Origin of the sequence: Streptomyces hokutonensis (genome assembly GCF_042751305.1) — a bacterium.
GTDB classification, from domain to species: domain Bacteria; phylum Actinomycetota; class Actinomycetes; order Streptomycetales; family Streptomycetaceae; genus Streptomyces; species Streptomyces hokutonensis_A.
Window position 1 is genome coordinate 73,948 of record NZ_JBHYWD010000010.1, and the last position, 11,464, is coordinate 85,411.

General features: G+C 70.9%; 9 protein-coding genes. 7 read left to right on the forward strand and 2 right to left on the reverse strand.

What is annotated here, in order from left to right:
* Window positions 1–129: 129 nt before the first annotated feature.
* Window positions 130–702, reverse strand: coding sequence for an SH3 domain-containing protein (locus ACFXC1_RS25925; protein WP_381246236.1), 573 nt, complete (start codon window positions 700–702; stop codon window positions 130–132).
* Between the two features lie 188 nt (window positions 703–890).
* On the opposite strand from ACFXC1_RS25925, the gene ACFXC1_RS25930 reads away from it, so the two are divergent.
* The 3 genes from ACFXC1_RS25930 to ACFXC1_RS25940 all read left to right on the forward strand — a co-directional run bounded on the left by ACFXC1_RS25930 (window position 891) and on the right by ACFXC1_RS25940 (window position 4,903).
* Window positions 891–1,820: a hypothetical protein gene (locus ACFXC1_RS25930; RefSeq protein ID WP_381246237.1), complete on the forward strand. Its 930-nt coding sequence runs from the start codon at window positions 891–893 to the stop codon at window positions 1,818–1,820.
* Between the two features lie 90 nt (window positions 1,821–1,910).
* Window positions 1,911–2,909, forward strand: coding sequence for an endonuclease/exonuclease/phosphatase family protein (locus ACFXC1_RS25935; RefSeq protein ID WP_381246238.1), 999 nt, complete (start codon window positions 1,911–1,913; stop codon window positions 2,907–2,909).
* Between the two features lie 26 nt (window positions 2,910–2,935).
* Window positions 2,936–4,903 (forward strand): FUSC family protein, encoded by a 1,968-nt coding sequence (locus ACFXC1_RS25940; protein ID WP_381246239.1) that lies wholly within the window; start codon window positions 2,936–2,938, stop codon window positions 4,901–4,903.
* Between the two features lie 56 nt (window positions 4,904–4,959).
* Here ACFXC1_RS25940 and ACFXC1_RS25945 read toward each other — a convergent pair whose 3' ends face one another.
* On the reverse strand, window positions 4,960–5,493 hold the full coding sequence (locus tag ACFXC1_RS25945) for a hypothetical protein (protein ID WP_381246241.1): 534 nt from the start codon (window positions 5,491–5,493) through the stop codon (window positions 4,960–4,962).
* Window positions 5,494–5,707: 214 nt separating this feature from the next.
* Between ACFXC1_RS25945 and ACFXC1_RS25950 the strand changes: the two genes are divergently transcribed.
* From ACFXC1_RS25950 to ACFXC1_RS25965, 4 genes are all read left to right on the forward strand, one after another.
* Window positions 5,708–7,396 carry a VWA domain-containing protein gene (locus tag ACFXC1_RS25950; protein ID WP_381246242.1) on the forward strand — a complete coding sequence of 563 codons (1,689 nt, stop codon included), beginning with the start codon at window positions 5,708–5,710 and terminating at the stop codon, window positions 7,394–7,396.
* 131 nt (window positions 7,397–7,527) lie between these two features.
* Window positions 7,528–9,252, forward strand: coding sequence for a methionine--tRNA ligase (gene metG / locus ACFXC1_RS25955; RefSeq protein WP_381246244.1), 1,725 nt, complete (start codon window positions 7,528–7,530; stop codon window positions 9,250–9,252).
* 4 nt (window positions 9,253–9,256) lie between these two features.
* A complete protein-coding gene (gene metG / locus ACFXC1_RS25960; protein WP_381246246.1) occupies window positions 9,257–10,852 on the forward strand; it encodes a methionine--tRNA ligase in 1,596 nt (531 codons plus the stop codon).
* A 131-nt stretch (window positions 10,853–10,983) separates the two neighbouring features.
* The gene (locus ACFXC1_RS25965; protein ID WP_019073464.1) at window positions 10,984–11,460 is read left to right on the forward strand and encodes a hypothetical protein; all 477 of its coding nucleotides are present in this window, start codon (window positions 10,984–10,986) and stop codon (window positions 11,458–11,460) included.
* The last annotated feature ends 4 nt before the right edge of the window (window positions 11,461–11,464 follow it).

Sequence of the window (11,464 nt, forward strand, 5' to 3'; positions counted from 1 at the left end):
GTGAGACCTTCTCCCGCTTCGCCGGGGGGGGGGGGGCCCCCCCCCCCTCGCCCCCCCCCGCGGGGGGGGGGGGCCGCGGGGGGGGGGGGGGCCCCCCCCCCCCCACGGCTTGCCCGCTTCCTGCGACTGCTACGGCGCCCAGTTCCAGATGCCGCCGCCGCTCGACGACCCGGACGCGCTCCAGCTCCACGAGCCCGAGACGCTCCACGACCCGGAGGCCGAGGTGCTCCACGAGTTGGAGTTGTCGGTCCAGTTGGGGTCGTTGTTCCAGGTCCAGTTCGAGCTGTTGCCGTTGCCGCCGCCGTCCTTCCAGCCCGGACACGGGTCCGAGCAGGACGGCACCCACTGGCCGCCGGTGTCGACGAACGCGGCGCTGGCCCAGCCCTGTGCGCCGACGAGCCAGTACCAGTCGGAGTTCCCGTTGACGCTCTGTCCCCTGACCACGCATTGGACGCGGTCCTGGCTGCCCGGTGAGAGCGAGTCGACGGCGGGTGAGTGTGTGGTGGGCGACTGCCGCACGTTCAGATCCGTGCGGGAGACGATGGTGCCCCAGATCGGACTGCCGCCACCGCCGCCACCGCCATGTCCTTCGGCGTACGTGGTCGGTGCTGCCGCCGCCGTGGTGCCCGCCGCCGCGACGGCGAGTGTGCCACCGGTGAGCAGGGCCGCGGCCAGAGTCCGCAGGGCCGGAGTGGTGCGCATGTTCGGCCTCCTTCTCCCCGGTTCCAGGAAACACCCGTTCGGGTCAACCCTCCACCTGAGAGCGGAACGGCCAGTTCCGCCAAGGGTTCCGAGGTCAGGGCACCCGTTCGGCTTGACATCGCACCCGGATGCAGGAAATTACGGTCACCCGGCTCGCGTACCGCACGCCCCACGCGTGTCCTGGGGAGGTGCCCCCACGTCTCCGGAGCGCCCTGTCGGCCGTACTCGTCGCCCTCTCCTGCTTCCTGACGCCCTTCGGCGCGCTGGCGGCCTGGGCGGCGTACGAGCTGACGGACTCCGGCAGCTACGTCACGGCGATGGCGCCCCTCGCAACCGACCCCGCCGTACGGGACGTCGTCGCGGACACCGTCGGCGCGGGCATCATGCGCGGGATCCATGTGGAGGGGATGCGCGGCACGGTGGGCGGGATGCGCGGCACGATGGCCCCCTTCGTGCACGACGCGGTGCGCTCGTTCACCAAGACCGAGGCCTTCCGGCTGGCCTGGGACGAGGGCAACCGCGCCACCCACGACGCCGTCCTGCACGCCCTGCGCGACGAGCAGCGCAGCAGCGCCGTCACCGTCGACCTCGCCCCGGTCACCGCCCAGGTCAAACACCGACTCGCCCACGAGCACGTGCCGTTGGCGGACCGCATCCCCGTCCAGCACACCGAGGTCGCGGTCCTCCCGGCCGGTGAACTGGGCCCGCTCCGGGAGGAGTTCCACGTGCTCGAGGTCGCCGGCTTCTGGCTCCCCGTCACCGCCGCCGCCTTCGCGGTCACCGGCATCGCCGTCGCCGTGCGCCGCCGCCGCGCGATCACCGCGACCGCGCTCGGCACGGCCCTCGGCGGCGCCCTGCTCGGCCTCGCCCTCGCGATCGGCCGCCAGCTCACGGTCGCCGACCTTCCCGCCGAGGTCTCCCAGGCGGCGGGCGGCGCGATCTACGACGCCCTCACCTCGACCCTGCGCACGGTCGCCTGGCTGCTCCTCGGCCTCGGCCTCACGGTCGCCGCGACGGCCTGGCTCACCCGATACGTGCGTCCGGTACGGGAGTTCGTACGACGCCGGCGCGCACCCGCGGCGGACCGGGCGCAGCAGCCGACCCGGGTCCAGGCATGACCGCCGATTCCTGATTCCCGGGGGAGTTCCCGGCACGCGTGGGATGATTCGGGCATCCGGCATCTGCGTCCACCGGCGGAAGGTCATCACGTGGGCACCGTGACCTCCGAGTGGACCGCCGCCGACTTCGTACCGGAACGCCACCGGGGCCGGCACTTCACGGTCTGGTGCGCGGGCCTGCTGTTCGCGGCCGTGAGCGTGGTCGTCGGCTGCCGTACCGCCGACACCGACGCGATCACGCCCATCCCCCAACTCCTCGCGTTCCTCCCGTGGTTGCTGGCCCCGACCGGCCTTGGACTGCTCCTCGCCCTGCTCTCCCGGTGGCGGCTCGGGCTGGTGTGGGGAGTGGCGCTGCTCGGGCTGCTGGCGTGGTTCATCGAGCCGTACGGTAAGAGCGGTGAACCGGGCGGACCCGCGATCGCCGAGTTTCGCGTCCTGACCTCGAACGTCGAGTTCGGACGGGGGACCGGATCTCTGGTGCCGGTGATCCGGCGGGAGCGGCCGGACGTGGTGTTCGTGGAGGAGTGCGAGTACACCTGCCAGGCCACCCTGCGCCGGGACTTCGGCACTCAACTCCCCTACCGGCAGGCCGTGGTGGCGGCCGGCTCGCACGGCTCAATCATCCTCAGCCGCTTCCCCCTCAAGGGCACGAAGGGCGTCACCGGCACGATGGGCATGCCCGGCGCGGTCGCGGACGTCGACGGCCACGCCGTCCGCCTCCAACTCGCCCACCCCATGCCCCCGTTGCCGAACCAGGTAGGCCTGTGGCGCCGCGAGTTGGGCAGGCTGCGCGCCTTCGCCGCAGCCGACCCGACCACCCCCACCGTCCTGGCCGGAGACTTCAACTCCTCCCAGGACCATGCAGCGTTCCGCCGCATCCTCGACACCGGCCTCCGTGACGCGGCCCGCCTCGCCGGACACCCCCGCACCCCCAGCTGGCCCGAGCGCCTGCTCCCCACCCTCGGCACCCAGATCGACCACGTCCTCCTCTCCCCGGACTTCTCCGCGAACAGCGCCCGCTTCGTCGACCTCGCCGACACCGACCACCGCGCGCTGCTGGTGGACATCGCGCTCCACCAGCACGAATGACGTGGAGGGCTGCCCATAATGGGCGCATGTCCCGCGAGTTCCCCATCAGCCTCACACCCCCCGACTGGCTGGTGAGGAACCTCCAACCCCAGCAGGCCCCCCTCAACCGCCCGGCGATCGCCCGCGCCGCCGTCGCGATGTCCCTCCCCCTCGCCCTCGGCCTCGCCACCGGACACACCGCCTACGGCGCCCTTGCCTCCATGGGCGCCCTCTCCGGCGTGATCGGCGACACCGCCGACGCCTACCGCATGCGCATCCTCAACATCGCGATCCCCCAGCTCTTCGGCGCCATCGGCGTCACGCTCGGCGCGGCGGTCTACGGCCACGGCTGGCTGGCGGTCACCGCCCTGACCCTCATCGCGCTCGCCTCCGGGATGATCTCGACGATCGGCGCGGTGGCCTCCGTATCGGGCCTGCTGCTGCTCCTCAACTCGGTGATCGGCGCGGGCCTCCCGCTCCCCGGCGCGTGGTGGCTGGCCCCCCTCCTGATGTCCGGCGGCGGCCTCCTCGTCCTCCTCCTGGCCCTCCTCGCCTGGCCGTTGCGCTCCGGCGTCCCGGAACGGACGGCGGTCGCGAACACCTACCGCACCGTCGCCGACCTCCTCGCCACCTGCGGCGACGACCCGACAGCGGGCTACGACGCGGCCCGCCGGGCCGTCACCCAGTCCCTCAACCAGTCCTACGACCTGGTCCTCGCCCGGCGCGCCCGCCACCACGGCCGCAACCCCGAACTCACCCGCCTGCTCGCCCAGTTGAACGCGATCACACCGGTCGTCGAGGCGGCCCCCGCGGTCCACCAGTCGGGCCGCCCCCTCCCTCCGGGGATCCGCGACGCGGTCCGCAATCTCGCCCACGCCGTCGAGACGGGCTACACCGGCCCGATAGGGCTCGACCTCTCCGCCCCCACCAGCGAGACGACCCGCGCGATCGACCACGCCCTGCGCCACGCGGCCGAGGTCGTCACCGCCCCCGACATCGACCCCCGGGGCATCGACGACCGCCTGGGCCGCCCGGCGGCCCTCCGCATCCGGGCGGCGAGGGCGGCCCGCAACGTCCTTCTCTCCTCCGGATCCTGGCGCTACGGCCTGCGCCTGGCCCTCTGCATCGGCCTCGCACAGGTCTTGGTCTCGACGGTCCCGGTCCCGCGCTCGTACTGGATCGCCCTGACGATCACCTTCGTCCTCAAGCCCGACTTCGGCTCGGTCTTCTCCCGGGCGCTGCTGCGCGCGCTCGGCACGGTGGCGGGACTGGTGATCGCGGCGGCGGTGCTGTCGGCGGTACCGAGGGGCTGGTGGGACGTACTGGTCCTGCTCCTCCTGGCCCCGCTCATCCCCGCCCTCACCCCCCGGGGCTACGGCTACCAGACGATGGCGATCACCCCGGTGATCCTGCTCCTCTCGGACATCCTGAACCACCAGGGCACGGCACTGCTCCTGCCCCGACTGGTGGACTCGTTGATCGGCTGCGGTATCGCGCTGATCGCGGGCTATCTGCTCTGGCCGGAGAGCTGGCACACGCGGGTGGGGGACCGGTTGGCTGAGGCGGTGGCGGACACCGCGCGCTATGTGGAGTCGGCGTTCGGAACTCCTGGCTCTTCCGGGGCCGGCACCGAGGTCGATGCGGCCTCCCGGGCCCGGATGCGGCGCCGTCTCTACCGCGACCTGTCCGTCATCCGCACGGAGTTCCAACGCGCCCTCACCGAACCCCCGCCCACCGGCCGCCTCGCCGCCGGCTGGCTGCCTCTCGTCGTCGCCGTGGAGCGCATCGTCGACGCGACGACGGCGGCGCGGGTGCGGGTGAAACACGGGGCACCGCCTCCGTCCTCCGCCGAGGTGACCCAAGTGGCGCTCCAGCTCCGTGAGTTGTCGGAGGGGGTGCGCGAGTCGGAGGTACTGGTGGAGGTCCGTACGGCTCTGACGGGGCCGGCGGGCAGTGTGCTGGAGCCGCTGCGGCAGGAGGTGGCGGCGGCGCGGGCGATCGCGTCGCCGCACTGAGGGCACCCCGCTGCGGCCAGGTCAGTTGGCTGTCGGCCAGGTCAGTTAGCTGTCGGTCAGGTCAGGGAGAAGTCGGGGTCGGGCAGGGAGAAGAAGGCCGAGATCGCCCGGACGGTCCGTTCCTCGTTGTCGTACGGGTCGAGTTCCGCGTGCGGCCCGATCAGCCGTGCGGCGGTGAGGGCCGGTGCCAGCAGATCGGGCTGTTCCCCGACGCCGCCGGACGGGTTCTCGAAACTGATCCCGCAGACGTAGCGCCCGGCGCGATAGTAGTCGAAGTCGGGGCCGTGCGCCTTGGCGACGCAGGGTTCCGTGGTGAAGACGGCGAGTTCACCGCCGTCCCGGCACAACGGCCGGTAGTCGGGGCGGTCGTAGTCGTCCTCGTCCCAGCCGAACATGTCATGCATGACCAGCCCCCATTCGCCTTCGGCGCCCTTGGCGTAGGCGAGCGGGATGTGCCGCATGGCGAGAAGCCCGCGTGTGAGCGCGTCCAACGACATCCCCCGGAAGAAGACGACGTTGACATCCTCAGGACCGGCGAGCGGGCCGTGTATCCAGTGGGTGCGGTACGTGCGGTGCGTCACGTGTGTCATGGAAGGCACGGTAGGGGGACCCACTGACACCGCCCGCCGTCCGGCGAACGGGCAGGTGAACGGGTGAGCGAAGTGGTGGCCGAAACAGGGGGTGTTGACAGAACGCGTCCCACGCGCGTCGACCCTGCCTAAGATCGCCATCCGGGGCCGCTAACCTTACGTGTCCGTCCTGGCCAGGGATTGACGGCTTCAACTCACGCGAAGGGTTGCGCACATGGGCATTCTCACTCTCCTGCGGAATGCGTTCGGCAGGTCACGCAAGGAGCGTGCCGCGGAAGCAGAGAGCGCGGAACGCACTCCTTCGCAGGAACAGCAGACCCCCCGGGAACCGGACGCCAAGGTCCCGTCCCCGTCCACAGAACCCGACCTCACCACCCCGGCCCCCACGGCAGTCGCCCAGGTCCCGGAACCCCGCCCGTCCTCCACCCTGGAGGACGACGAACACGAACTCGTGGCCCTGGCCTTCGACAACGTGACGGTCCCGAAGCCGACGGTGTCGACGGAGGGGACGGGAGTGTCGGCGACGGCCGAGGCTGGGGCCGAGGTGACGGCGGAGCCCGAGGTGGAGCCGGTCACCGAGCCTGAGGCCGAGCCCGTCGCGGAAACCGCGCCAGAGCCGGTCGTCGAGCCGGTCGCGGAGTCGGAAGCCGAGCCCCTCGTCGAGCCGAAGGCAGAGGAAGCTGAGCCTACGGCCGAAGCGAGCCCGGAGCCTGCGGCGGAGCCGGTCACGGAGACCGAGCCGGCCGTCGAGCCGAAGGCGGAAGAAGCCGAGGCTACGGCCGAGGTGACGCCGGAGCCCGAGGCGGAACCGGTCACCGAGCCTGAGGCCGAGTCCGTCGCGGAAACCGCGCCAGAGCCGGAGGCCGAGCCCGCCGTGGACCCCGAGCCCAAGGCGGAGCCCACCGCGGAAGCCGCCGCCCCCGAGACCGAGCCGGTCTCCGAGGCCGACCCGGAGCCCGAGCCCGAGCCGGTCGTCGAGCCGGTCGCGGAAGCGGTAACCGAGCCGGAGGCGGAAGCCGCGCCGGAGGCAGAGGCGGAGCCTCAGCCGGAGGCCACCGCCGAAACCGTCGCCGAACCCACCCCCACCCCCACCCCCACCCCCACCCCCGAGCCCGCAGCCGAAAGCACCCCCGAACCGGCCACCGAGCCCACCCCCGCGCTCGTCGCGGCCGCAGCCGCCGACGGCGAGTCCGCCCCACAGGGGCCACCCGCACCCGACAACGAATCCGTCACGGGCGGTGCGGGTGGGAACACTGTCGAGGCCGAAGGCGTAGCCGAGGCCGTGGGCAGCGACTCCGCCGCCGCAGCCCTCGCCAAGGCCACCCTCACCGGTACCCGGGCGAAGACCTACCTCGTCCTCGACCGCTCCGCGAGCATGCGCCCGTACTACAAGGACGGTTCCGCCCAGGCCCTCGCCGACCAGACCCTCGCCCTCGCGACCCACCTGGACCCGGACCCCACCCCCTCCGTCCACGTCGTCTTCTTCTCCACCGAAGTGGACGGCACCACGGACCTGACCCCCACCTCCCCCGAGAACGCGATCGACGAGGCCCACGCTGGCCTCGGCCGCATGGGCCGTACCAGCTACCACGCCGCCGTAGAAGCCGTACTCGCGCACTACGACGCGAACGCCACCCCCGGCACCCCCGCCCTGGTCGTGTTCCAGACGGACGGCGCCCCGGACGCGAAGACCCCGGCCACCCAGTCCCTCACGGACGCGGCCAAGTCGCATGCCTCCGTCTTCTTCTCGTTCGTCGCGTTCGGCGACCACGAGAACAAGGCCTTCGACTACCTCCGCAAGCTGAAGACCGACAACACGGCCTTCTTCCACGCGGGCCCGACCCCCCTCGAGCTCACGGACGCGGAGCTCTACGACGGCGTACTGATCGACTGGCGCCCGTAACCGCACAGCCGTAGGACAACGTGCCGCCCGCTTCCCACCCCGTAAAACGGGAGGCGGGCGGCACACCCATGTCGGCTACGATTTCAAGGTTCGCAACAACAGCAACACACCGACCTGGGAGCAGCCCCCCGATGGCTCGACACCTCATCACCAGCGCCCTTCCGTACATCAACGGGATCAAGCACCTGGGCAACATGGTGGGGTCCATGCTCCCGGCGGACGTCTACTCCCGTTACCTCCGCCAGCGCGGCCACGACGTCCTCTACATCTGCGCGACGGACGAGCACGGCACCCCGGCCGAGCTGGCCGCGAAGGAGCAGGGCCTCCCCGTGGCCGAGTTCTGCGCGCAGGCGCACGACGCGCAGAAGGCGGTCTACGACGGCTTCGCGCTGGCCTTCGACTACTTCGGCCGCAGCTCCTCCCCGCAGAACCGCGAGATCACGCAGCACTTCGCCCGCCGCCTGAACGAGAACGGCTTCATCGAAGAGCGCGCGATCCGCCAGGTCTACTCGCCAACGGACGGCCGTTTCCTCCCGGACCGCTATGTCGAGGGCACCTGCCCCCACTGCGGCTACGACAAGGCCCGCGGCGACCAGTGCGAGAACTGCACCCGCGTCCTGGACCCGACCGACCTGATCAACCCCCGCTCGGCGATCTCCGGCTCGACGGACCTGGAGGTGCGCGAGACCAAGCACCTCTTCCTCCTCCAGTCGAAGCTCCAGCACGAGGTCGAGGAGTGGGTCGCGGCGCACGAGGAGGAGTGGCCGCAGCTCGCCTCCTCCATCGCCCGCAAGTGGCTCACCGAGGGCCTGCACGACCGCGCGATCACCCGCGACCTGGACTGGGGCGTCCCGGTCCCGGCCGACACCTGGCCGGAGCTGGCGGCGGAGGGCAAGGTCTTCTACGTCTGGTTCGACGCCCCGATCGAGTACATCGGCGCGACGAAGGAGTGGTCGGACCAGGACCCGGAGAACAGGGACTGGAAGTCCTGGTGGTACGAGTCCGACCAGGGCGAGAACCCGGTCCGCTACACGGAGTTCATGGCCAAGGACAACGTCCCGTTCCACACGGTGATGTTCCCGGCCACCGAGCTCGGCATCCGCGAGCCGTGGAAGAAGGTCGACTACGTCAAGGCCTTCAACTGGCTGACGTACTACGGCGGGAAGTTCTCCACGTCCCAGAAGCGGGGCGTCTTCACCGACCAGGCGCTCAGCATTCTCCCGGCCGACTACTGGCGCTACTTCCTGATCGCCAACGCCCCCGAGTCCGACGACTCCTCCTTCACCTGGGAGCACTTCACCGCCACGGTGAACAAGGACCTGGCGGACACCCTCGGCAACTTCGTCAACCGCGTCCTGTCCTTCTCGAAGAAGCGCTTCGGCGAAGAGGTCCCGGCGGGCACCGAGGCGGGCCCGGCGGAGGCGAAGCTCGGCGAGGAGATCGCGGGCCTGCTGGCCGAGTACGAGACCCAGATGGAGGCCCTCCAGTTCCGCAAGGCCGCGGCGGCGCTGCGCGCCCTGTGGTCGGCGGGCAACTCCTACCTGGAGGAGAAGGCCCCCTGGCTGGAGATCAAGACCGACCCGGAGGCCGCGGCCCTCACGCTGCGCACGGCGATGAACCTGATCCACCTCTACGCGGTGGTCTCGGAACCCTTCATCCCGTCCTCCTCGGCGGCGATGCGCCAGGCGTTCCAGCTCAAGGACGACACGGCGACCTGGGTGTCGTCGGACGAAGCGAAGTCGCTCACCACCGTCCCGGCCGGCACCCCCTTCACCGTCCCCCCGGTGCTCTTCGCGAAGCTCACGGAGGAGGACCTGGAGATGTACAAGGAGCGGTTCGGCGGGGACCAGGGGTGACCCGATGACGTACTACTACGTCACCACCCCCATCTACTACGTCAACGACGCCCCGCACCTCGGCCACGCCTACACCACCGTCGCCGCCGACGTCCTCGCCCGCTGGCACCGCCGGCGGGGTGAGGACGTCTGGTTCCTCACCGGCACGGACGAGCACGGCCAGAAGATCCTGCGCACGGCGGAGGCGAACGGCGTCTCCCCGCAGGAGTGGGCGGACCGTCTGGTCGAGGAGTCCTGGAAACCGCTCTGGGACCATCTCGCCATCTCCAACGACGACTTCATCCGCACCACGGAGCGCCGGCACACCGACCGCGTCCAAGAGTTCGTGCAGGACCTGCACGACAAGGGCGAGATCTACAAGGGCGGTTACGAGGGCCCGTACTGCGTCTACTGCGAGGAGTACAAGCTCCCGGGTGAGCTGGTCGAGGCGGAGGGCGGCAGTGGGACCCTGTTGTGCGCCATCCACCGGCGACCGGTGGAACTCCTCAAGGAGGAGAACTACTTCTTCAAGCTGAGCGAGTACGGCGACCGTCTCCTCGCCCACTACGAAGCCCACCCGGACTTCATCCAGCCCGCCTCGGCCCGCAACGAGGTGGTGAACTTCGTCCGCCAGGGCCTCCAGGACCTGTCGATCTCCCGCTCGACCTTCGACTGGGGCGTCAAGGTCCCCTGGGACCCCTCGCACGTGATCTACGTCTGGGTCGACGCGCTCCTCAACTACGCGACGGCCGTGGGCTACAACGAGAACCCGGCGGAGTTCGGGGCCACCTTCCCGGCCGACGTCCATCTGGTCGGCAAGGACATCCTCCGCTTCCACGCCGTGATCTGGCCGGCGATGCTCATGGCCAATGACCTGCCTCTTCCCGGGCGGGTTTTCGGGCACGGCTGGCTGATGGTCGGCGGCGAGAAGATGTCCAAGTCGAACCTGACCGGCATCAGCCCGCAGTCCCTGACCGCGCACTTCGGCGTGGACGCCTACCGCTGGTACTTCCTGCGCGCGATCGCCTTCGGCCAGGACGGCTCCTTCTCCTGGGAGGACTTCACCGCCCGCTACACCAGCGAACTCGCCAACGGCTACGGCAACTTGGCGTCCCGGGTGACCGCGATGACGACCAGGTACTTCGACGGCGCGCTGCCCGCGCCGGGGGAGGAGGCCGAGGCCGAGCGCTCACTCAAGTCGGCGCTGCTGACGGCGACTTCGGAGGCGGACCGCCGTATCGGCGACCAACTCGACTTCCAGGGCGGCATCCTGGCCGTCCTCGACTTCGTCAAGCAGGTCAACGGCTATCTGACCGACCAGGAACCCTGGAAGGTCGCCAAGTCCGACTCCCCCGAGGCCCGCGACCGCCTGGCGACGATCCTCTACACGGCGGCCGACTCCCTCCGCGCGATCGCGATCCTCCTCGAACCGGTCATGCCGGAGTCGTCGGAACGGCTGTGGGACTCCCTGGGCGCGGCGACGACCCTCGGGCCCCTGGCCGACCAGCGGATCCGGGACGCCTCGGCCTGGGGCGCGCTTCCGCCCGGCTCCCCGGTGACGAAGGGCGCGGTTCTCTTCCCGCGCCTCGAGGACCGTACGGAGGACTCTGTACAGCCTTGAGGGACTGCGGGCTGGTGCGGCGCATGCCATCTCGGTGCCACCATTGACCCCGGGTCGGCTCAGCGAGGTCACACGGGCTCGGTGACGGACCCCGACGCAGACGTGTTCGCGCCAACCCGTAAGGTGCCGCCATGGCAGTCCCCGAGGTCATCCCGATCGCCTACGACCCGAATCAGCGCAGCGGGGCCGTCGGCCGCTACGCGGACGGTCAGTTCCTGGCGTCGGTCACCTACGCGTTTCCCCAGGGTTTCCGTCCCGGCGACGGCTGGGAAGAGCAGAAACGTCTCTACACGGTGCTCCACACCTTCGACGCCGCGGGCCGTTACCGCGACTCGGAGATCTGGTGCGCCGGCACCTGGGCCGAGCAGCAGCGCGCCCCGCACGGTGACGACTCGGTCCTCTCCCAGGCCCGCATCCACCTGGCGAAACTGCTCCGCGCCCTCCCCCGCCGCAGCTACACCGACATCGCCGTCCGCCCCTTCCAACGCACCGTGGACGGCGTCCTGTTCGGCCTCCTGATCGAGGAGGACGAGGACGGCAGCTGGGCCGAGCTGTACCCGGACCGGCACGCCTTCGGACCACCGTGGGACGGCACGTACGACAGCTGAGCCG